General features: G+C 45.7%; 20 protein-coding genes and 1 pseudogene. 14 read left to right on the top strand and 7 right to left on the bottom strand.

What is annotated here, in order from left to right; genetic code table 11:
- The first annotated feature begins 8 nt into the window (after positions 1 to 8).
- The 3 genes from NSB28_RS12680 to NSB28_RS12670 all read left to right on the top strand — a co-directional run bounded on the left by NSB28_RS12680 (position 9) and on the right by NSB28_RS12670 (position 5705).
- Positions 9 to 3083: a hypothetical protein gene (locus NSB28_RS12680; RefSeq protein ID WP_109626977.1), complete on the top strand. Its 3075-nt coding sequence runs from the start codon at positions 9 to 11 to the stop codon at positions 3081 to 3083.
- A 134-nt stretch (positions 3084 to 3217) separates the two neighbouring features.
- A complete protein-coding gene (locus NSB28_RS12675) occupies positions 3218 to 4582 on the top strand; it encodes an MATE family efflux transporter (RefSeq protein ID WP_109626975.1) in 1365 nt (454 codons plus the stop codon).
- 28 nt (positions 4583 to 4610) lie between these two features.
- Entirely contained in the window at positions 4611 to 5705 is a 1095-nt protein-coding gene (locus NSB28_RS12670; protein ID WP_109626972.1) for a GntR family transcriptional regulator, read from the top strand.
- 15 nt (positions 5706 to 5720) lie between these two features.
- Here NSB28_RS12670 and NSB28_RS12665 read toward each other — a convergent pair.
- Positions 5721 to 6200: pseudogene (locus NSB28_RS12665) on the bottom strand (MFS transporter); the annotation flags it as partial.
- A gap of 944 nt (positions 6201 to 7144) precedes the next feature.
- Here NSB28_RS12665 and NSB28_RS12660 point away from each other — a divergent pair.
- The 6 genes from NSB28_RS12660 (at position 7145) to NSB28_RS12635 (ending at position 12326) form a co-directional block, all read left to right on the top strand.
- Positions 7145 to 7531, top strand: coding sequence for a GntR family transcriptional regulator (locus NSB28_RS12660; RefSeq protein WP_257497708.1), 387 nt, complete (start codon positions 7145 to 7147; stop codon positions 7529 to 7531).
- Positions 7515 to 8225, top strand: a complete 711-nt coding sequence (locus NSB28_RS12655) for an ATP-binding cassette domain-containing protein (protein WP_109626968.1) — start codon at positions 7515 to 7517, stop codon at positions 8223 to 8225. The genes NSB28_RS12660 and NSB28_RS12655 overlap by 17 nt, the downstream gene beginning before the upstream one ends.
- Positions 8212 to 8874 carry a hypothetical protein gene (locus NSB28_RS12650; protein ID WP_109626966.1) on the top strand — a complete coding sequence of 221 codons (663 nt, stop codon included), beginning with the start codon at positions 8212 to 8214 and terminating at the stop codon, positions 8872 to 8874. The genes NSB28_RS12655 and NSB28_RS12650 overlap by 14 nt, the downstream gene beginning before the upstream one ends.
- 321 nt (positions 8875 to 9195) lie before the next feature.
- On the top strand, positions 9196 to 10425 hold the full coding sequence (locus NSB28_RS12645; protein WP_109627151.1) for an MFS transporter: 1230 nt from the start codon (positions 9196 to 9198) through the stop codon (positions 10423 to 10425).
- A 12-nt stretch (positions 10426 to 10437) separates the two neighbouring features.
- Positions 10438 to 10593, top strand: coding sequence for an L-arabinose isomerase family protein (locus tag NSB28_RS12640; protein ID WP_330665378.1), 156 nt, complete (start codon positions 10438 to 10440; stop codon positions 10591 to 10593).
- A gap of 59 nt (positions 10594 to 10652) precedes the next feature.
- On the top strand, positions 10653 to 12326 hold the full coding sequence (locus NSB28_RS12635; protein ID WP_257497707.1) for a ribulokinase: 1674 nt from the start codon (positions 10653 to 10655) through the stop codon (positions 12324 to 12326).
- A gap of 438 nt (positions 12327 to 12764) precedes the next feature.
- Here NSB28_RS12635 and NSB28_RS12630 read toward each other — a convergent pair whose 3' ends face one another.
- From NSB28_RS12630 to NSB28_RS12615, 4 genes are read right to left on the bottom strand one after another with little or no spacing between them, the layout of a single operon-like run.
- The gene (locus tag NSB28_RS12630; protein ID WP_109626961.1) at positions 12765 to 13184 is read right to left on the bottom strand and encodes a DUF2871 domain-containing protein; all 420 of its coding nucleotides are present in this window, start codon (positions 13182 to 13184) and stop codon (positions 12765 to 12767) included.
- 6 nt (positions 13185 to 13190) lie between these two features.
- A complete protein-coding gene (locus NSB28_RS12625) occupies positions 13191 to 13856 on the bottom strand; it encodes a hypothetical protein (protein ID WP_109626959.1) in 666 nt (221 codons plus the stop codon).
- Between the two features lie 56 nt (positions 13857 to 13912).
- Positions 13913 to 14362, bottom strand: coding sequence for a hypothetical protein (locus tag NSB28_RS12620; RefSeq protein WP_109626957.1), 450 nt, complete (start codon positions 14360 to 14362; stop codon positions 13913 to 13915).
- Between the two features lie 25 nt (positions 14363 to 14387).
- Complete coding sequence (locus NSB28_RS12615) at positions 14388 to 14951, bottom strand: TetR/AcrR family transcriptional regulator (protein ID WP_257497706.1); 564 nt, start codon at positions 14949 to 14951, stop codon at positions 14388 to 14390.
- Positions 14952 to 15217: 266 nt separating this feature from the next.
- Here NSB28_RS12615 and NSB28_RS12610 point away from each other — a divergent pair, with 266 nt between their 5' ends.
- Together NSB28_RS12610 and NSB28_RS12605 are read left to right on the top strand one after the other, a co-directional pair.
- Positions 15218 to 15571, top strand: coding sequence for an MGMT family protein (locus NSB28_RS12610; RefSeq protein WP_109626953.1), 354 nt, complete (start codon positions 15218 to 15220; stop codon positions 15569 to 15571).
- Between the two features lie 67 nt (positions 15572 to 15638).
- Positions 15639 to 16841: a class I SAM-dependent rRNA methyltransferase gene (locus tag NSB28_RS12605; protein WP_109626951.1), complete on the top strand. Its 1203-nt coding sequence runs from the start codon at positions 15639 to 15641 to the stop codon at positions 16839 to 16841.
- Positions 16842 to 16927: 86 nt separating this feature from the next.
- Here the strand turns inward: NSB28_RS12605 and NSB28_RS12600 are convergent, their stop codons facing one another.
- On the bottom strand, positions 16928 to 17470 hold the full coding sequence (locus NSB28_RS12600) for a hypothetical protein (RefSeq protein ID WP_109626949.1): 543 nt from the start codon (positions 17468 to 17470) through the stop codon (positions 16928 to 16930).
- Between the two features lie 322 nt (positions 17471 to 17792).
- Here NSB28_RS12600 and NSB28_RS12595 point away from each other — a divergent pair, with 322 nt between their 5' ends.
- On the top strand, positions 17793 to 18182 hold the full coding sequence (locus tag NSB28_RS12595; RefSeq protein ID WP_109626947.1) for a hypothetical protein: 390 nt from the start codon (positions 17793 to 17795) through the stop codon (positions 18180 to 18182).
- Positions 18183 to 18216: 34 nt separating this feature from the next.
- Here the strand turns inward: NSB28_RS12595 and NSB28_RS12590 are convergent, their stop codons facing one another.
- Entirely contained in the window at positions 18217 to 19056 is an 840-nt protein-coding gene (locus tag NSB28_RS12590; RefSeq protein ID WP_109626945.1) for a MerR family transcriptional regulator, read from the bottom strand.
- A gap of 87 nt (positions 19057 to 19143) precedes the next feature.
- Between NSB28_RS12590 and NSB28_RS12585 the strand changes: the two genes are divergently transcribed.
- Positions 19144 to 20874, top strand: coding sequence for an ABC transporter ATP-binding protein (locus NSB28_RS12585; RefSeq protein WP_109626944.1), 1731 nt, complete (start codon positions 19144 to 19146; stop codon positions 20872 to 20874).
- Positions 20867 to 22654 carry an ABC transporter ATP-binding protein gene (locus NSB28_RS12580; RefSeq protein WP_109626941.1) on the top strand — a complete coding sequence of 596 codons (1788 nt, stop codon included), beginning with the start codon at positions 20867 to 20869 and terminating at the stop codon, positions 22652 to 22654. The genes NSB28_RS12585 and NSB28_RS12580 overlap by 8 nt, the downstream gene beginning before the upstream one ends.
- Positions 22655 to 22717 lie beyond the last annotated feature (63 nt).

The raw sequence follows: 22717 nt of genomic DNA, 5'->3' as shown, positions 1-22717 counted from the left end.
TAAAGAATATGAGAGATCAGTGGACAGAAGAGGAATTTAAAAATCCTCCGGCATTTTTTCGGGGAGCGCCCTTCTGGGCATGGAACAATAAACTGGATGCAGAACAGCTGACCAGGCAGATCCATTACTTTAAAGAGATGGGGATGGGTGGTTATCATATCCACTGCCGTGTGGGGCTGGATACACCTTATCTGGGTGAGGAATTTATGGACTGTGTGTCAGCGTGCATTGAGGAAGGTAAGAAAGAGGGACTGTACACATACCTGTATGATGAGGACCGCTGGCCATCAGGAGCGGCAGGCGGTATTGTGACAAAGCAGAGAGAATACCGCAGCAGGCACCTGCTCTTTGTGCCTGAGGGAATGGATAAGAAAGAGAGCCAGGACTGCAGGCTGCTGGGTATTTACAGGATAGAGCTGGAGAATGGATGCCTGAAGTCCTGGCAGAAAACAGAAGCGCCCGTGGAAGAGGGCGGAGGTGATATATGGAGGCTTTATCTGGAAATTGCAGAACCGACACCCTGGCATAATAACCAGACTTATGTGGACACTCTGAATGGGAAGGCAATCGAGAAATTTATACAGGTGACTCATGAAGCCTATGCACGGCGTTTCGGAGAAGAATTCGGGGAGGCAGTGCCATCCATCTTTACTGATGAGCCTCAGTTTGTACGGAAAGAGACGCTGGATTTTGCAGGAGAAAAAAAGGCGCTTGTGATTCCATACACAGACAGCTTTGAGGATTTCTACCAGCAGCGTTTTGGGGAGAGTTTTCTGGAGCATTTTCCGGAGGTCATCTGGGAGCTTCCCGAAGGCGGTGTTTCGGCTGCGCGCTACCAGTACCACGAAGGGCTGGCAGAGCTGTTTGCATCTTCTTTTGCAGATACGGTGGGCAGCTGGTGCACCGGACACGGCCTTATGCTTACAGGCCATATGATGGAAGAACCTACACTGCTCAGCCAGACTTCAGCCCTGGGAGAGGCCATGCGTTCTTACAGGAGCTTTGGGCTGCCGGGGATCGATATGCTGTGTGACTGGAGAGAATATACTACAGCGAAACAGGCACAGAGCGCTGCCCATCAATATGGCCGTGAAGGTGTGCTCAGTGAGCTCTACGGGGTGACAAACTGGGATTTTGATTTCAGGGGGCATAAGCTTCAGGGAGATTGGCAGGCAGCTCTTGGTGTTACCAGAAGGGTGCATCATCTCTCATGGGTAAGTATGGAGGGGGAGGCCAAACGAGACTATCCGGCTTCTATTTTCTATCAGTCCCCCTGGTATAAAGAATATAAGATGGTGGAAGACCACTTTGCACGGGTAAATACTGCCATGATGCGGGGAACACCACGTGTGCGTGTAGCCGTGATACATCCGGTGGAGAGCTACTGGCTGCACTTTGGGCCCAAGGAACAGACAGCTCAGATCAGGGATCTTTTAGAACAGCAGTTTAAAAGTATTACCGAATGGCTGCTGTTTGGTCTGACAGATTTTGATTTTCTGGCAGAGTCCCTGTTGGCCGTGCAGCCTGTGAATATTGGAAAAGGAACCATTGCAGTAGGTGAGATGCAGTATGATGTAATTCTGGTTCCCGGGTGTGAGACTCTCAGAAGCACGACGCTGGCATATCTGGAAAGCTTCAGGAAGGCAGAGGGGACAGTGATCTTTGCGGGCAAGGCGCCTGAATATGTGGATGCCAGAAAAAATCCTGCAGGTAGGAAACTGGCAGAGCAGTGTGTACGTATTCCCATGGATAAAATAGAACTGCTCAAAGCTCTGGAGCCTTACCGGGAAATAGAGATACACATGCCGGACGGAAGAGCAGCCGGACATTTTCTTTATCAGATGCGGCAGGATGGGGAGTGCCGGTGGATATTTATTGCTAATGGAACAAAGCCAAAGACACAGGATATGACCCAGGAAATACAATACCATATACGTTTGGCAGGAAAGTGGAGAGTGGATATCTGCGACACGCAGATAGGTATAGTGAGAAAATGCCCTGCCACTGTAAAAGGTGGCTGGACAGAGTTTAAGCAGGTCCTGGATCTTCATGACAGCCTCCTTCTGCACCTGCATCCTGTTCAGGGAGAGTACATGGGGATACAGACTGCGGATGATGCTGCTGCGGGACAGTTTGTGAGGCCGGATAAACACAGGGAAGAAAAATTACTGCCCCAGCCGCAGGCATTTTATCTTGAGGAACCTAATGTGCTGCTTCTGGACCAGTGCGAATACCGGTTTGACCAGGAGAGCTGGCAGGAAACAGAGGAGATCCTTCGGATAGATAATATACTCCGGGAGCGTCTCGGCTATCCCAAGAGGATGGAAGCATGGCCTCAGCCCTGGGTAACTGCTGCGGAGAAAGAGCTGGAGCATACAGTCACCCTGCGCTATACGGTATTGTCGGAAACCAAAGAGGATATGATTTATCTGGCCCTGGAACAGCCAGGGGAGGCAGAGATCACCTGGAACGGAGAGGCTGCAGAAAAGAAAGTCTGCGGCTGGTATGTGGATGAATGTCTGAAGAAGATCGAACTGGGAGGTGTTCAAAAGGGCAGGAATGAACTGTGTATCACACGTCCTTTTGGGAAAAAGACAAATCTGGAATGGTCTTATATGCTTGGTAAATTCGGTGTGCGTACAGCAGGCCGGGAGGCATATCTGACAGCTATGCCGGACAAACTTCTGTTTGGAGACTATACGGTCCAGGGACTGCCGTTTTATGCAGGAAATCTGAAATATGAACTGGCATTTGAGACAGAAGAAGGTTCCTATGCTGTCCAGATCAGCAAATTCAGCGCGCCGCTTTTGAAGGTATCCGTGGATGGCGGCAAATGGCAGCCTGTTGCATATGCCCCTTATGAAATATCCCTGGGGCACCTTGCTGCCGGAACACACAGGCTGGAAATAATTTCATTTGGTAACCGTATCAACGCCTTTGGCACTGTGCACAGCTGTGATGAGATCGTAGAGTGGTCATCCGGACCAAACGAGTGGAGAACACAGGATGAACGGTACGCCTATGAATATCAGCTGAAAAGGATGGGGATACTTAAAACTCCGGTCATATTCCGGACAGACTGAAAAAACAGTTATAAACGAATCTGTTGATTTTTACATATTTTGCTTGCAACTTAGCTCCAAAGAGTATATAGTGATTTCCGGAAAAAAGAAAATTGATATGAGATGGTTCAAAGAATCATTAAGGAGCAAAGGATATGGCAAAGTCGTCCGAGAAGACAAGAGTGAGAGATATGACGCAGGGTTCTCCCATGAAGCTGATATTGGGATTTACCCTGCCTATGGTATTTGGTTTTTTGTTTCAGCAGTTTTACAGTATGGCGGATACACTGATCGTGGGGCGTTTCCTGGGTGTTAATGCGCTGGCGGCAGTGGGGTCCACAGGATCAGTGAATTTTTTTGTGATCGGGTTTTGTATGGGGATATGTAATGGATTTGCCATACCGGTAGCGCAGAAATTCGGGGCCAGAGATGAGAACGGGCTGCGCCGCTTTGTGGGAAACAGCGCCATTCTGGCAGCGGGGTTTGCGGTAGTCATGACAGCCGTATTTGTCCTGCTCTGCAAAAAGATTCTCATAATGATGAATACTCCGGATGATATACTGGAAGAGGCGTATAAGTACATCATCGTGATCTTCGCGGGGATTCCGGCCACGTTCCTTTATAATCTGCTTTCAGGATATATCCGTTCCCTGGGCGATGCTAAAACGCCGGTGGTATTTCTGACATTATCTGCCCTGCTAAACATAGTCCTGGATCTTTTATTTATAATAGTATTTAAGATGGGCGTGTCAGGGGCGGCATGGGCAACTGTTGTATCCCAGGCTGTTTCGGGCATACTCTGCTTTTTCTTTATGATAAAGCATTTCCCTGTACTGAGACTGAAAAAAGAGGATTGGGAAATCGGCAGGCAGTATGTATCTGTATTGTGTAAAATGGGAATTCCCATGGGACTGCAATATTCTATAACAGCTGTGGGAAGCGTAATCCTGCAGACTGCGGTAAATTCCCTGGGGGCTGCTGCGGTGGCTTCTATAGCGGCAGGATCCAAGATAGGGGCATTTTTCTGCTGTCCTTTTGATGCGATGGGGGCTACTATGGCTACATACGGAGGGCAGAATGTGGGAGCCAGGAAGCTGGACCGCATAGGAAAGGGCTTAAAAAGCTGTGTGATCCTGGGGGCTGCATATTCTGCTGTGGCCCTGGTGCTGATACTTGTATTTGGAAAAAGCCTTCCGGTTTTATTTGTGGGCAGGGAAGAAACACAGATCATCAGTCAGATATATACATATCTGCTTCTGAATGTAGTCTGCTATCTGCTGCTTTCCATTGTTAATATTGTAAGGTTCCTGATACAGGGGATGGGCTACAGCATGTTTGCGATCCTGGCAGGCGTATGCGAGATGGCAGCCAGGTCATTTGTGGCATTTGCGCTTGTACCTGCATTCGGTTACACGGCGGCCTGTCTGGCAAATGGCTGTGCCTGGATAGCAGCTGACCTTTTTCTGATCCCTGCGTATTTCTACGTAATGAAAAAACTCCGCATCATGTTTAAAGAGTAACCGGAGAATCGTATCCAGGGAGGCAGCTATGGCAGAAGAGAGCGGAAAAACAAAATATTTTGCCCTGATGGAGATGCTGAGGGATGAGATCCTGAGCGGCAGGATAAAGCCGGGGGAAAAGCTGCCGTCGGAAAATGAGCTGGCGGCTGAACATCATATCAGCAGGCATACGGTCCGGAAGGCTCTGGATATCCTGAATCAGGAGGGGTATATCAATGCCGTCCATGGGAAGGGGACATTCTGCTCAGAGCGCATGGGACATATGAGGCAGTCCCACAATATAGGTGTTATCACTACTTATATATCTGACTACATTTTTCCGTGGCTGATACAGGGCATGGACAAGGTGTTCTCTGCAAACGGTTACAGCATCATACTGAAAAATACGGGAAACAGCAGACAAATGGAGAGAATCTGTCTGGAGGACATTCTGAAGAAGGATATTGACGGGCTTATCATTGAGCCAAGCAAAAGTGAGCTGCTCTGCAAGCACACCAGCCTCTATGAGAAAATGGATTCCTTTGGGATTCCCTATGTATTTATACAGGGAGTTTATGAACAGATGGCAGAACGGCCCCATATCCTTATGGATGACTGCCAGGGGGGCTACCTTGTGACAAAGTACCTGCTTTCCCTGGGGCACCGGAGCCTGCTGGGCATCTTCAAGGCAGATGACAGGCAGGGGCGTGAACGCCACAAGGGTTATGTTAAGGCGCTGCAGGAGACAGGGATACTCTATGATCCTGACAGAGTCATCTGGTTCCACACAGAAGACAGGGGGAGCAAACCCTTCCTCATGACAGTGAAGCTCCTGGACAGGCATGTGCCTGTTGACGGGATAGTCTGCTATAATGACCAGACTGCAGTGAAGATGATACATACTTTAAAGAAAAGGGGGATACAGGTGCCGGGGGACATTTCTGTGACAGGATATGACAATTCGTCCATGTCGCGGGAAGAGGCGTTTAACCTGACCACCATTGCCCACCCTCAGGAGAAGTTAGGGGAAATGGCAGCGGAGCTTCTCCTTGAGCAGATACACGGTGTGCCGGAGACGGAGAGCCATGTTCAGACACTTATTGAACCTGAATTGATTGTACGGGGATCGTGCAAAGCCATATAAGTATAAGACCTGCAGGAGCAGTATCCCCACAGTTGAAATGAGGTAGAGCAGCCGGATGCCTGCAAAAGGAATACTGTCCGTGAGAACCGGACTGGATTCTGCCCATCCCCGCAGCAGGCCTCCCGTCATAGGCCCCAGGATAAATCCCAGGCCTACAGCGGCAGTATAAAAGTTGTCGTAGACGATGCGGTTCTGCCGGGGCATCAATTCATAGCGCCGGTTAAAAACTGCTGTGACAAATCCCGCATTACCCACAGAGGCCGCTGAAAAAGCCAGAGGAATGAATAAAGACCAGCTTTTGGGCGATGCAAAGGAGAGAAACAGAGTTTCAGCGGCAAAGAGCCAGACTGAGGCATTCAGAACAAACTGGTGTCCCCGCCGGTCGCTGATCCTGCCCCAGATGGTAAGAAGGAAAAGCTGAGGCAGTGAGATGATCATAGACAGCATGGTTACAGTCTGATAGGGCAGGGCCAGATACTTCATCATGTAGACCATGGTAAAACTGTCTGAAATATTGAGCAGCAGATAAAATAATGAGATATATGCCACAAAGCCAAGATAGCGCCTGTCTTTAAGAGGCAGCCTGATAATATCCCACGGCCTGCATTTCACTGTCTGAGGCTGGTATACTGTGCTGTCCGGGGTTCGTGCCAGTATAATGATTTCAAAGAGACCCATCAGGCCGGCTGCTGCAAAGATGATGACGAAGCCCATATATCTTCCGCCCATATAGTCCATCCATCTGCCGCCTGTCATGGATAGAACGACTGTGACAGCCAGGGTAAGTGTCTGGCGCAGAGAGATGTAGCGGCCGCTTTTTTTCTCATCTACAAAGCCCAGCATCCATTGATTCAGCACAACAGAGGCCTGTGCCTGCAGGGTGAAGGCTATGATGACCGATGGGATGAACAGGGCAAGCTCCTTTCCAGCAGGCGCGGCAGCAGGAATAATTACAATGCAAAGAGTGAAAATTTTGGAGAGTGCGGTCAGTATGATTGCAAGGCGCTTCCGGCTGCGGATGCGTTCTAAAAATGTGGAAAATGCCAGGATCAGGACACCGCAGATATTGATAATAACACTCAGATAACTGACAAGTACATCCCCGGCCCCCATCAGGATAGCCAGCCCGCTGAGGAAAGCTCCGCTTGTCAGATAAGTAAATGAAGTTCCAAGACAAGCCTGGGCCAGAAAGCAGTTGAGAGGTCTTTTGCCGGGATCCGGATGCTTCAGGAAAAACGGTCTGCTATTTGATATTCTCATATATATTTCCTCCAATACTTTTGTTATAAACTTTTAAAAGAATATAATAAAAGTATATGACGGTTATTGCAGTTTGTCAATGGGAAGATAATTTATTTCTGATGACAGATGGGGCTTGTAATCAACAGAAACAAGTGTTATACTAATATATAACAGTATAACACATGGAGGGCACTGACTTGGGATTTAATACAGAACAGCCAATCTATCTGCAGATAGGTATGGATATCAAAGAGCAGATCGTGAGCAGGAAGCTGGCGCCGGGAGAAAAGCTGCGCTCTGTACGTGAGTACTCAGTTCTATATGAAGTCTCGCCGCTGACGGTCCAGCGCGCTATGCAGTATCTGGAAAGTGAAGGTATAATATATTCCCAGAAAGGGGTCGGAAATTTCATAAAGGCTGACGTCATGGACGGCCTGGAAGGCAGTATGCTGGATGAGCAGATCCATGGCTTTATAGTACATCTTCGAAAATGCGGACTGTCAGATGAGGATATAATAGGACGTATATTAAAAGAAATGAAAAACTCGGGAGAGGAGGTTTTGAGAGATGACAGCGGCAGATGACATATTACAGGATCGGGGGACGCTGCTTACAATGCGGCAGGCAAATAAGTGGCTGGATGGCAGAAAAATAATCAATATGGCAGACCTGACTATTAAAAAGGGCAGGATCATAGGAGTGGTGGGCGATAACGGATATGGAAAGACAGTGCTTCTTAAGATGATGGCAGGTCTGATGGAACAGGACAGCGGAGAAATAGTACGGTATACAAAGGAAATCTCTTTTGTCCTTTCGGGCAGGAGCTTTTATCCGTGGATGAGGGTAATGGACGCCCTGAAATATTACAGAGATTTTTATGATGACTTTGATATAAACAGAGCACAGCAGCTGATTGGGGAATCTGCACTGGAGCCGGACAGGAAGATAAGGCTTCTGTCAACGGGGCAGCAGGAACGTCTCTGCCTTATCCTGGCCCTGGCCAGAAACAGCCGCCTGTATCTGATGGATGAGCCTTTAAATGGAATCGATCCTCCATTTAAGAAGGACTTTAAAAAATTCCTTCTGGCTAATCTGCCTGAGGATGCATCTGTTGTGATGGCCACACATCTTTTAAAGGAACTGGAATATCTCTTTGATGAGGTTTTGTTTGTGACAGGATATGGGATCCGTCAGATGGAGACGGAGGAAATAAGGGAAAAGTACCATCAGTCTGTGGAAGATTACTATATGGAGGTGGTTCGCTGTGAAAAAGTTTAAAAGCTGCCTGTACTGGGAAGGCAGGACGAAATACGAAAGACTCCGCTTTCTCTTCCTGGCCCTGATATGTGCCAATCTGCTCCTGTGGATTATGCCTGAGAGCTGGTGCAGATATGCAGATGATACATTTTTTCCGGCAGTCATGCTTCTAAGCCTTTTTTACTCGCTGTCGGCCCTGGTCATGATGTTCTATCCAACTCTGTCTTTAGTAAGCGGCTATGGGGAGTTTTACAGGGATATGGAAAGGCTGACAGGAGTTCCGGTCTGGCAGAGACATGCTGCAAAACTGGCTGTAAACCTTGCAGTTACCGGGGTATTATTCGTATTAGTTAAAATAGGTGAGAATGTCATGACAAAATTTGCCGGCGAGACTCACTCCTATTTTAGAATGCAGTTGGATCTGCCTGCACCGGAGATGATACTTGCAGTGAGCGTACTGTTTCCGGTCCTGTATATATGGGCCTATCTGGTGCTGTATCAGAGGAATGGGAACAGGCATGGTGTGCTGGCCTGGGTCATTGCAGCCTTATTGTTTAATATGTTTCATTTTGCAGGTATAGATATGATATGGAGGATAGTCATAAGGACTCTGATCTGTGTGCCGTTTTTCATAAGCGCGGGCAGGATGGAAAAACGGCTGGATATATAGAGGGATATTGTGGATTGATTCTGCTGGATCGGTATGTTATTATAAAAATGGTGATTATTATGAATAGAATCGTGATAGATGAATTGAAAAGACGAATCAGCTCTGTGCAAATGGTACCGGTGAAACATTGTACGGAGCTTAAACTGGAAGCGTAAGTGCTTTTGAACTCACCGGAAAAGCAGGTATATCTGCGCACTCATTAGTGCGTTTGTTTTTTGTACCTATTTTCCGGTTAAGGGGCATTTTATGCATAGAGGGCTGCGGGCAGTGTTTTCCCGCAGCCTTCTATTTTTATGTCTTAAAACAGAAAGGAAAATATTTATGAAAAAACCAAATTGGAAAAGTTCTATAGCACGCTTTTTAACTGCACAGACTATCTCACTGCTGGGATCGTCTCTTGTCCAGTATGCTATTATCTGGTATATTACACTTTCTACTTCATCGGGGAAGATGCTGACAATCTCAACGTTATGCGGCTTTTTGCCCCAGATCATGATTTCTCTCTTCGCCGGAGTATGGATTGACAGATATGACAGGAAGAAAATGATAATGCTTTCAGATTCAGTGATTGCGGCAGCCACACTGCTGCTGGCAGCTGCGTTTTTTACGGGGCACAGGAGCTACTGGCTGCTGTTTGCAGTGCTAGCCGTCCGCTCTGCGGGAACTGGAATCCAGACTCCAGCAGTTAATGCGATCATTCCTCAGCTTGTTCCGCAGGAATATCTGATGAAGATAAATGGCATTAACAGCACACTCTCCTCCCTGATGATGTTTCTGTCTCCTGCACTCAGCGGTGCGATCCTGACAGTTGCGCCATTGGAAACTACTCTGCTGATCGATGTAGTGACAGCTGTCATTGGTGTGTGCATCACAGCCACTATTTATGTAAAGCCCTATGAACAAAAAGCAGCAGAGAAAAATGAAAAAACAGAAGGTAAGATCAAAAATTCCAGCCTGGAAGATATCAGGAGCGGATTTAGATATTTAAAAGAAAACAGATTTATAAAAAGGCTGCTTATTTATCAGATCACTATCCTGTTTCTGATCAGTCCATCCGCATTTTTGACACCTCTCATGGTGAGCCGCACTTTTGGTGAAGAAGTGTGGAGGCTGACAGCAAGTGAGATGACATACAGCCTGGGGATGGTACTTGGAGGGATTGTAATCGCCTCCTGGGGCGGTTTTAAGAAAAAAATGAATACGACATTGTTTGCGGGAGCTGCTTATGGGCTGCTGATGATAGGGTTGGGAATCGCCCCGGTATTTCTCTTCTACCTTATCTGCAACACAATGATCGGTATCACATCCCCCTGCTATAATGCACCAATTACCGTAACAATCCAGGAGAATGTTCCGCCAAAGATGCAGGGAAGGATATTCAGTTTTATGCAGATCGCAGGTTCATGTGCATTGCCATTTGGAATGGCTGTGTTCGGGCCCTTGGCAGATATGATCCAGGTTCAGAGGATATTGTGCGGCGCAGGTATCTTGGTTGTTTTGATCTCTCTGTCAGTAAAATACAACTTGTTGAGATGTGCGTACAAGTTGTAGACTGTAAATGAGATGGCAGAATATGTAAATGTAGTTTCTAAGGCCGAAATTGATAATTTATTAGAGGAATATTACGCAAAGTATGATATAATTTTGGAAGACAGAGATCCGGAGGAATTCAAGAAGCATGCGGCAGTTCAGGACGGAATAGAAATATGTTTGCGTTAAAGCAGAGTATTCTTGGAATCTGTAAATTAAAATATAATGAAAAAAGGAGAAGGATGAAAATGGGAAAAAAGTATTCATTAGGGCTTGATTTTGGAACACAGTCAGGCAGAGCAGTCCTCGTGGATGTATCAAATGGTGAGGTTGTGTCACAGGCAACAAAGATGTACACACATGGAGTCATGGAAGAATATCTTCCTGACGGGACAAGGCTGGGACCGGACTGGGCGCTGGAAGATCCCGCGGACTATCTGGAAGTGCTGGAGGAGACAATTCCCGCAGTATTAAAGGAATCAGTGATACCAGCTGAGGATGTCATCGGAATGTCCATAGACTTTACAGCCTGCACAATGCTCCCGATCGACAAGGATGGCCTTCCTTTAAGCTTCCATGAAGATTTAAAGAGTGTCCCGCACGCATGGCTGAAGCTCTGGAAACACCATGCTGCACAGTATGAGGCAACAAAGCTGAACAAGATTGCTGAAGAGATGGGGGAAGATTTCCTGGCCAGGTATGGCGGCAAGATATCTTCAGAATGGATGATTCCTAAAATTATGCAGATCCTGGATGAAGCACCTGAGATTTATGACATGACTGACAGGTTTATTGAGGCGGCAGACTGGGTGACCATGCAGCTCACAGGCGTTGATGTGAGGAACAGCTGTACAGCAGGTTATAAAGGACTTTGGAACAAGAGAAAAGGCTATCCTTCAAAGGAATTCTTCAAAGCCCTGGACCCAAGGCTTGAGAATGTCATAGAAGATAAATTTACACCGAACATCCTTCCGCAGGGAGCCAAAGCAGGGGAATTGACTGAAGCTATGGCTGCCAGAACGGGACTCTGCCCGGGAACAGCCGTAGCTGTGGGGAATGTAGATGCCCATGTGGCAGTTCCTGCTGTAGGTATCACTGAGCCTAATAAGATGCTCATGATCATCGGAACTTCCACATGTGATATTATGTGCAGTGAAAAAGAACAGATCGTGCCGGGAATGTGCGGAGTGGTAGAAGACGGAGTACTTCCGGGATATTTTGGCTATGAGGCCGGCCAGTCCTGTGTAGGAGATCATTTTGAATGGTTTGTTAAAAACTGTGTGCCTGAAAGCTACTATAAAGAGGCAGAAGAGCGTGGAATCAGTATCCACCAGCTGTTGACGGAAAAAGCTTCCAGACTGAAAATCGGAGAGAGCGGGCTTCTTGCTCTGGACTGGTGGAACGGCAACCGCTCCTGCCTGGTAGATGTGGATCTGACAGGAATGATGCTGGGCATGACCCTGACGACTAAGCCTGAAGAAATGTACCGCGCTCTGATAGAGGCGACTGCATATGGCAAGAACATGATCATCCAGACATTTGAAGAGTCAGGTGTTCCTGTAGACCAGCTCTATGCATGCGGCGGCATATCTAAAAAGAACCCGATGATGATGCAGATCTATGCAGATGTGACAAATAAGGAAATCTTTATCGGTGCATCTGATCAGAGCCCTGCACTGGGAGCAGCTATGTTTGGCGCCGTGGCAGCAGGGGCTGCCAAAGGCGGGTATGATTCTATCTTTGATGCTGCCAATGTGATGGGCAAAGTAGAGGAGAAGACATATAAACCGATCCCGGAGAATGTAGAGGCTTACAAGAAGCTGTACGAAGAATTCAAACTCCTTCACGACTACTTCGGACGCGGGGGGAACGATGTCATGAAGAGGCTTAAGAAGATGAAGGCTGAGGCCATGAAAAAATAACCCGGTTTTAGGGGATTGTATTAAAAAGAAAAGTGCTGTTCCGTATTAACAACTATATAAAGTGGTTAATACGGCAGCACTTTTTATTATCCCCGCTTTATATATTCCTCCCAAATTGCAGGAAATTTAGCCTGGACAAATTTAGCATAGGAGCATGTTGGATTTTCTTTCATATTTTTCTCAGAAAGATAATCCAAAAGTTGTCTCTGTAAAAATTTGAACTGTTCAGGCGTTTTATCTTTATATTTCTTAAGTATAAAAGCCCCGGATTTTTCCTGTTCCATCAGCCACTGGTAACAATCAGGTATTGTGATACAGTCAATAACCGACATAGGCGCTGTGCCGAGTTTTGCGCAGGGGATTTTTTTTAATGGGAGAACATCCAAGCCCGGAAGTATTGCTTCCGTGATATAAAATCATTGGATCACCTCGTAAAATTTATTTACCGGACTCTGCCCCTTCCTTCAGCGCCAGAAAGAACATAATAAACCCAACACCAGTCAGGATATGCCCGATGCCAGCCACACCGCTGATGGATGCATTGGCTCCCGCAGACAGGGATGTCCCAAGTACTTGTGTAATGCCGCGGACAGCCAGCATAATGGCTGTGAGGGACACGCCGATGTTATAAAGGAACAGGAATATCCTGAATTTTTTAGAGTTTTCCAGGCTGCATTTATCGTAGAATAGAGCAGCGGCCAGAAATACAAAAGTTCCCAGCATGAACAGGTGGGTGTGTACTTTTCCAAGCGCTGTGACTCCGGTGTAGGACTGAAATTTCGTGAATTCTCTGTAAAAGACTCCGCCTGCCATTGCTGCAAGTGCGTATATAAAACTTATATTTATCATTTTTTTCATTAGATTTTAGTCTCCTTTTTTCATTGCAGAAAAGCCCATCCATACGACCCATACGTAGGCGCATGTCTTCGGCAGCATGAGAGCGCCTACAGCAGGAACAGTGCCGGCAAACAGGACAACAGGTATGTAACATGCAAAGCTTAGGACAACAGCCAGCCACATAAAACGGAAATGTACGTCCTTACATTCCTTGGCTTTCCTGTAAAACAGGAGAATGACTAAAAGTCCAAGAAGTGCAAATGGAATGTTGCGGTATATTCCCCAGCTGAGCGGTGCATCAGTACTCATCCAGTCGTTCTGCGGGAAGAGGCAGAGGACAATGCGGATGACTGCCAGACCATAAACTGCAGCACGCAGTTTTGTATTTCTGTTTACTTTGTATCTCATCTCCCAGACATGGAACAGTATGACATAGAAGGCAGTCATGGTCACGGATGTGACAGCCTGGCCAAATCCCAGCGGTGCGGCGGCAGAGTTACTGTCAAGTCCGGGACCCCACATAGCCCAGACTCTGGGGATAAGATGGAAGGCATCTCCGCAGCCGAGGATAACCGCCATAAGCCCGAACAGCCAGTACTGGCTTCTGGGTGCGGATGATTTTATCATTTTTATGCCGAGGGTGATGACTGTTATAAGGTAAAGAACATCAAATATAGTTTCTCCAATTCTCATAGTAAGACCTCATTTCGTAAGTGTTTAGAACAGCAGTCATTTTGCTGTCCTGTTGATCAGATCCAGCGGCTCTGCTGGGATGAAACAGGTTCCGGAGCGCGGCGTGACCTTAAAAACTGCAGTGCAAATCCCACACCTGCTATAATCAGAGAAAACCCAAGCCCGCTGTAGAACACCGCAATAAAGATATCCGGTGCAAGACCGGAAACCCTCAGGCCAATACCAAAGGTCATCATAAATATCATGATACAGTAGGCCTGTCTGTCAAAAAAACGGTAAAAGGGAAGACGCTCTTCCTGGTAGTCTAAGATACGTTTTGTGTGTTTCCTCACCATTTTCCGGAATACCATGTTGTGGAAAAGCAGAAAAACAACAATGCTTATGCACAGCATCCACCACAGCCAGATGCCTGAAGAGGCTATGATGCCGATCCTCATAATGTTGAATCCGGCTATGAACCAGATAAAGCCTGCAATCAGCAGTAAAATATTTCTTTGAACTTTCAATTCAAATCCTCCTTTTTGAATAATTTTATTTGTACAGGATCCTTTTTATAGTTTTAAGGAAAAAGCTGCAATCCTCCTGTCTGCCCCGCAGCATACTCATAATATGCCAGAATAAGAAATCAATAAATTCCTCCATGGGATAATCCTCTGACCAGATATCCCGGGAAACAGATGTATCCAATTTAAGTGCGTCAGCCAGCAATGATTTCAGGTAACAGAAACACTGTGTCTCTAATGCCCGTCCTCTGCGTTTATCATCATCCGGCAGATTTTCCATCTGTGTCAGCCAGCCCTGTTCAAAAGCAGATATTTTTTTGTAGATTATATTATAATATGCTGACGTAAATTCAATGAAACTGCCCCCGGAAGCTGACAGGTCGGACAGTTCACAGGCTACGCCATCCCAGAAGCTGCTGACAATAGAGAAAATCAAATCAGCCTTAGTAGGAAAATAATTGTAAATGACTCCTGTGGAAATAGAGCATTCATTTGCAATATTGCGAATACTGACTTTATGTATGCCCTCATTTGCAGCTATCTTTAAGGCGGCGGCAATTAATTCTTCTTTAGAAGTTACGTTTTTATTCATGAGCACCTCCATATATATGATTACAAAACGCAGCTGACTGCATATCACAATGAATATGAACAGTGTTCATTATAATCATATATGGAGCATATGTCAAGCAGAATAAAACGTAACTATTCAGCAGTTTTGTGCATTTACTGCAACAGTTGCAATAAAATTATATCAAAAACTGCAGAAGTTATGATAGAATATAACATGTCCTCAGGGAGCGCCAATTCCTGGTAATCCCTTTAATTAAAATAACGGCAGAACAGAGGTGAGTACGGATGGACTTTTATAAACGGATGGAGATAGTATGCCATTCTATTCCATATGGAAGGGTATGCACTTATGGACAGATAGCTCTTCTGTGCGGAAAACCAAAGAATGCAAGGCAGGTGGGATTCGCGCTCAGCCACCGCCTGTTGGCGGAAGACATCCCGGCACACAGGATCGTAAACAGCAGGGGAATCCTTTCAGGTGCTGGTGCTTTTGAATATCCCGGTCTTCAGCAGAAGCTTCTGAAAAAAGAGGGGATTTGTGTGCAGGATATGTGTGTAGACTTAAAGAAATATGGGTGGCATAATACAATGGACGAGGCTGAGGCCCTGCTGGCGGAATTTGAACGCCTGTCATTATAGAGGGGATTATACTTCGCAAAGTGCGACGGGAATTATGTAAAAAGATAACATGGAAGACAGGAGAAATATGGAAAATACAATAGTAAAACTGAAAAAAGGTGAAGGACGCCTGCTCAAATCAGGCGGAATGTGGGTCTTTGACAATGAGATCGACAGGATAGAAGGAGAATTTGAAGATGGAGATATGGTGGCTGTAGAAGATTTCGACGGCTATTTCCTTGGACATGGTTTTATTAATACAAAATCCAGGATAGTGGTCAGGATCATGTCCAGGAAGAAAGCAGCAGTGATTGATGAAGCATTTCTGAGGATGAGAGTAAAAGATGCCTGGGAATACCGCAAGGCTACTGTGGATACATCCAGCTGCCGTTTGATATTTGCAGAGGCAGATTATCTGCCCGGTCTGGTGGTGGATAAATTCTCAGATGTGTTGGTGGTGGAATCTACAGCTCTGGGAATTGACAGGATGAAGATGCAGATCCTGGACATTGTCTGTGAAGTGCTTGGGGAAGATGGCATACATGTGCGCGGCATCTATGAGAGAAGTGATGCCAAGGTGCGGATGAAGGAGGGGATGGAGAGGACAAAGGGATTCCTCACTGAACCCTTTGATACGAAGGTGGAGATCACAGAAAATGGCGTGAAATATATCGTGGATGTGGAAGAAGGCCAGAAGACGGGATTTTTCCTGGACCAGAAATACAACCGGCTGGCAATCCAGCGCCTGTGCAGGGATAAGAAAGTACTGGACTGTTTCACACATACAGGATCCTTCGCATTAAATGCCGGGATTGCGGGAGCAGCCAGGGTGCTGGGCGTTGATGCCTCCGAGCTTGGTATATGTCAGGCCAGGGAAAACGCCAGGCTCAATGGTTTGGAGGACAGGGTGGAATTCATATGCAGAGATGTATTTGAACTCCTTCCGGAGCTTGAGAAAAAGGGAGAAAAGTTTGATGTGGTCATCCTGGACCCTCCCGCATTCACAAAATCCCGCAGTTCTGTCAAAAATGCTGTAAAAGGGTACAGGGAGATCAACCTGCGCGGCATGAAGCTGGTCAGGGACGGAGGATATCTGGCCACCTGTTCCTGCTCACATTTTATGGATCCTGAGCTTTTTACAAAGACAATCAGGGAAGCAGCAAAAAATGCTCATAAAAATCTGCGGCAGGTGGAATACCGCACGCAGGCGTCTGACCATCCAATACTCTGGAATGCAGATGAGTCGTATTATCTGAAATTCTATATTTTTCAGGTTTGTGACGAGAAATAGGAGAAAGCTTCAGCGCTGCTAAGTGCCGGCCATGCTTAGCAGCCATCTGGCCTATAACAGAATTTTCGCAGTTGTACGCACTTTTTTTATGACAAATTTTCACCGGGAACTGCAAAAGAAAAGTTCATTTTATCGTCGGTTATTTTATTTCCCATGAATTTTTCTATAAATTCAAAATAACCATTTGCTCCTAAATTCTTTTCCCAGGTATCTATGGACTCTTTTATTCTGAGGATACAGATAACGGGTTCCTGGTAAAAGTTATGCAGGTCGTCAGTGTTTTCTAAATCTATGCTGGCTGTACTTTTAAGGGAAGCCATGACTTCTTCGTTTGTGAAGGGGTCAAAAGCCATAAGTAAAGCCTGTTCGAGACGCTGGTTGTCTTCATTTCTGAAGGAAGACAGGTCATACTTCTCGCCGGTACAACGTTCTTTTATGTCAAATAAAACGAGTGCTGTTGCCTCTTTAAGCCTTCGGCTGTTTGAAGAGGGGTATTTGCGGTTTATCTTCAGCGCATTGGTTTCTAATGGCATCAGCATGAAAGAATGATCATCTTCCTGCCCTGGCTTTATTCTGCCAAATTCCTTTTGCATTTGTGAGTATATTTTTTCAAATTGATATTGCTGCATATGAGCCTCCTTATGGTTTATATCATTTTCTAACGATTATATCATGCAGGCCTGCGGCTTTCAACAGGACTGTGCATTTAGCCAGGGCTGTTTCATGACCAGTAATACTTGACAGGCCGTTCACATTCTGTTAGTCTGTATATATTCTATTCATGAAAGGCATTCTGCTTTTTATGTAAATACTCTTATTTAATATTTTATCAATTATTTTTCTTTTATTTCCCATTAAAATCAAACATGAATCGGGTGATGCCTATGCAGGGTGTATAGTTTTTGTTGTAATAAATCAGGGTGAACGTTATAATATAAGGAGGATAGCAATATGAGTGAGATTGCATATCAGAATAAGGATGTTACATTAAAATTCCTTACGGAGGCCTTAAAACATAAGAATCTCGGGATCATTACGTTTGCGTATAAAGTTATAGACAAAGAATATGCGGATTATGTGAAAGGAGCGATTATGATGACAAAGGTGGCGCAGCTTATTTTTGATGAAGGTGTTGAGAAGGGCGTTGAGAAGGGTATTGAGAAAGGCATGGAGTACACTTTAGTCCGGTGTATGCGGAATATGCTGTATAAAGGCTATGAAGCAGCAGTGATTGCGGACCTTCTGGAGCAGAAAGCAGACTATGTTGAGAAAGTCTGCAGCCTTATCAGATCCAATCCAGAAGATACAGATGTGGAAATAGTTCAAAAATACAAAGGTTAAATCTAGTATAACTCCCAGCGAAACATTACGTTATTTACTTTGGGTTATACTGGGCATTGCCCACATCTTCCCGCGTTTCAATCAAAATTTTAGTGACATAACCGGTCATATCCTTCTGGGCGACATCTGCTAAGAGATATTCTTCATAGGCAAATTTTCCAAGGAGGATTTTGTTATCTTCAGCGTATTTCAGCATCTTTTTGTAAGTCTGATGGATAGTGTCATAATAACCATGGTGGCAGGCGTACAGGTAGATGCCTTGCTTTCGTGCGAAATCTGCTGACTTATTTCTGGTGTCAGTAGGCATATATAAATAAGAATAATTCAGATAGTTTTCTTTCTGAAGATTTTCTACAGTAATCATATTGCCGACAAATTCAGGCGAGACTGCATGGTGTGAACCGCAGAATCTCATATATGCATCCATAAAGATAGCCAGGTCATCATTTGTCTTGTTTTCCATATTTTCGGATAAGAGGAGCCGGGCCGCGGGCAGGGATTTGAGGCATATATCTTCGCCGGAATCCATGGCCTCTTTCGTATAGTCTTTCAGACGTTTTATCATTTGTTTAATATCTTTCAGGCGTTTTATCTCTTCATCAATATCTTTATTTTTCTCATCTATGAGCTTCAGAAAAAGCTCTGGATTCCTCTGGTCTAAGTAGACCTTGATATCCTTCAGTGACATGCCGATACTCTGCATGGCCCGTATGACTGCAAAAGTATCATACTGGTAGCAGGAATAATAGCGGTATCCATTATCTCCTGTTATGGCAGGGCTGAACAGGCCGATCTCATCGTAATGGAAAAGCACATGTTTTTCTATGTGGCAGAGCTTTGCAAATTCTCCTGTTGTAAAATATTTATTCTGCATTTTATAAAATCTCCTCTTGACTATAAGGTTACCTTATACCTTACACTAGAATAACCGCGGCAATTTGTCAAGGCAGAGGAGGAAGAAATGAGACTGATCTTAAAATATTTGAAAAGATACAAGAAAATGTTTCTTGTGAATGTGATATCCGTTTTTGGATTTGCACTGGTAGAGCTGGGAATTCCAACTATTGTGGCGGTCATGATCGACAATGGTGTGGCAGCGCAGGACGGAGCCTACATATGGAAGATGGGAGGAGTCATCCTGGCTATATCACTGCTGGGAGTGGCCGGAACTATCCTGCTGGGATACTGCTGCGCCTGGCTGTCCACATCTATCACACGGGATCTGAGAAACGATATTTTTAAAAAGACGCAGGGATTTTCACACAGCGAGTACAATAAATTCGGAACATCATCCCTGATCACCAGAACTAATAACGACGCGTTCCAGATACAGATGTTTGTAAACATCCTGTTGAGGACAGCGCTTATGACCCCGGTCATGATGGTGGGAAGTATTTTCCTTGTACTGAAAGCTTCCCTGGAGCTGTCAGTGGTTATTCTGTGTACCATACCTGTCATTATTGCAGGTGTTGTCATTGTGGCAAGATGTTCAGAGCCAATCAGTGAGGGGCAGCAGTCATCTTTGGAATGGATCAACAGGATATCCAGGGAGAACCTGAGCGGAATCAGGGTTATCCGGGCTTTTACGAATGACAGCCATGAGAAGAAGCGGTTTGATGAGGCAAACCAGTCCTACATGAGCCACTCAAAAAAGCTGTTTAAGCTGATGTCAGTGACACAGCCTGCCTTTTTCCTGCTGATGAATATTGCAGGTATGATAATCTACTGGATATCAAGTGTGATGATCAATAAGGGAAGCCTGCAGATAGGAGAATTGGTGGCATTTATGGATTACCTGTTCCACGTGATGTTTTCCATTATGCTGTTCTGTATGGTGTTCATGATGTATCCTAAAGCACAGGTGAGCGCCAGGAGGATCACAGATGTCCTGAAAACAGAAGCAGTGATCAAAAATGACGGAAGCGGAAAAAAGCTTTTAAGGCCCATTGAAGAGATCTGTTTTGACCATGTGGATTTTGCATATCCTGACGGGGAGGAGGCTGTCTTAAAGAATATTTCCTTTACTGCATCTAAAGGGGAGACAGTTGCTTTTATCGGAAGTACAGGCTCAGGCAAGAGTACATTGATCAATCTGATCCCCAGGTCATATGATGTGAGTGCAGGAAAGATCACGATCAACGGGGAAGATATCCGGGATTATGAACTGCAGGGATTAAGAAGCGCTATCGGCTTCATTCCCCAGAAGGCCATGCTTTTTATGGGCTCTATTGCAGATAATATCAGGATCGGGAAAAAGGATGCCTCTATGGAAGAGATCATACATGCGGCAAAGACGGCCCAGGCCTATGATTTTATCATGGAAAAGGGAGGCTTTGAGGAACAGATAACTGAGAATGCCACAAACGTATCAGGAGGACAGCGCCAGAGGCTGTCTATAGCCAGGGCGCTGGTGAGAAAACCGGATGTATATATCTTTGACGATTCTTTTTCTGCTCTTGATTTTAAGACGGATGCAGCTGTGAGGCGTGCCCTTCGAAAGGAGACAGGGGAGGCTGTGGTAATGATAGTGGCCCAGAGAGTCTCCAGCATAATGGACGCAGATAAGATCCTTGTTCTCGATGAGGGCAGTGTAGTGGGAACCGGAACCCACAGGGAGCTTCTAAAGAGCTGTCCTATATACCGTGAAATCGCGGCTTCACAGCTGAGTGAGGAGGAACTTGCCCATGCGTAGGAAAATTGCAGATTTTATAAAAATGATAAAAAAATTATCGCCATTTATCGCACCATATAAAGGAAAATTTTTTGGAGCAGTCCTGATGGTGGTGGTCAGTGTGGCTGCAATGACAATTGCTCCCAGCGTGGAAGGTATGATCACCACTCAGCTTGCAAAGGATGCAGGGGAAATGGCGGCAAAGGCAGAAGGCGCAGGAGTGCATTTTGATATTGTCATACGAATTTTAATAGTACTTTTGATCATTTATCTGATCAAGACATTATCCCAGGTATTTGCCAGCTTTTTCCTGACTGACTCTATCCAGAATGCCATGCACGACATGAGGAATGCAGTACAGGATAAGATAAGAAGGCTGCCGGTGAAATATTTCGATACACACAGCTTCGGAGATACACTGAGCCGTCTGACGAATGATATTGAAGCTGTGTCTAATGCACTTCAGCAGAGTTTTACAGAGGTGATAAGAGGAATTATGACAATCATCCTGGCTCTTGTCATGATGTTTGCCATCCAGCCTGTGATGGCATGGCTGGGCGTGGCGATCATCCCCTTGAGCATACTGATCAGCCAGGGAGTGGTAAAGAAGAGCCAGGGACAGTTCAAGGCCCAGCAGGATGCGCTTGGGGAGCTTAACGGCACCATAACAGAGCTGTACAGCGGGTATAATGAACTGCTGCTCTACGGCAGGCAGGAAGAGGCGGAAAAACAGTTTAAGGGAATTAACGGAGCGCTTCAGAAGCATGCATTTAAGGCACAGTTCATGTCATCTATTATGAGCCCGCTTATATCTCTTGTCACATACCTCTGCATCGGGGCGGCAGCTGTGATGGGGTGTTTCTTTGTTATCAGCGGGACTATAACAGTCGGGAACCTGCAGGCTTTTATCCGCTACATCTGGCAGGTCAACGACCCGCTCTCTCAGGTATCACAGCTGTCCACGCAGATACAGGCAGCATTTGCGGCCCTGAAGCGTATCATTGAGATACTGGATGCCGAAGAAGAGGTGGCTGAGGCGGAATCGCCCAGACATATATGGAATGTAAAAGGAAATGTGGAATTTGAGGATGTCTCATTTGGATATACAGACAGGGCAGTCATTAAAAATCTGGATATGCATGTAAGTTCAGGGCAGATGGTAGCCATTGTAGGTCCCACGGGAGCGGGAAAGACAACAATCATCAATCTGCTCCTGCGCTTCTACGATGTAGACAGCGGCAGGATACTGGTGGACGGTGTGGACATCAGGGATATGAAGAGAGAAGAGCTGCGTTCCATGTTTGGGATGGTACTGCAGGACACATGGCTGTTTTCAGGAACTATCTATGAAAACATCAGGTATGGCAGGCTGGGGGCAAGAAAAGATGAGGTTATCGATGCGGCCAGGATGGCAAATGTCCATCATTTTATCAGAACCCTGCCGGGCGGCTATAACATGATGATCAATGAGGAAGGCAACAATATCTCACAGGGAGAAAAACAGCTGCTGACAATAGCCAGGGCAATCCTGAAGGATCCGAAGATACTCATACTGGACGAAGCTACTTCGTCAGTGGATACAAGGCTGGAAAAGATGCTCCAGAATGCCATGCACAAAGTGATGGAAGGCAGGACCAGCTTCGTCATTGCCCATAGACTGTCTACAATTAAGAATGCAGATAAGATCATGGTACTCAGAGAAGGAAATATAGAAGAAGTGGGAACCCACGAAGAACTGATGTCCGAAAACGGTTATTATAAGCAGCTGTATAATTCACAGTTTGCCTGGCAGGAAATGTAATTGCGGAGTACTGAAAAGTTAGTAATTTTTGTTAAATATAAGACAATGATTGCATTTCCCGTT

This window comes from Murimonas intestini (assembly GCF_024622195.1).
GTDB lineage: Bacteria > Bacillota > Clostridia > Lachnospirales > Lachnospiraceae > Murimonas > Murimonas intestini.
This window is presented reverse-complemented; position numbering and strand designations above follow the sequence as displayed.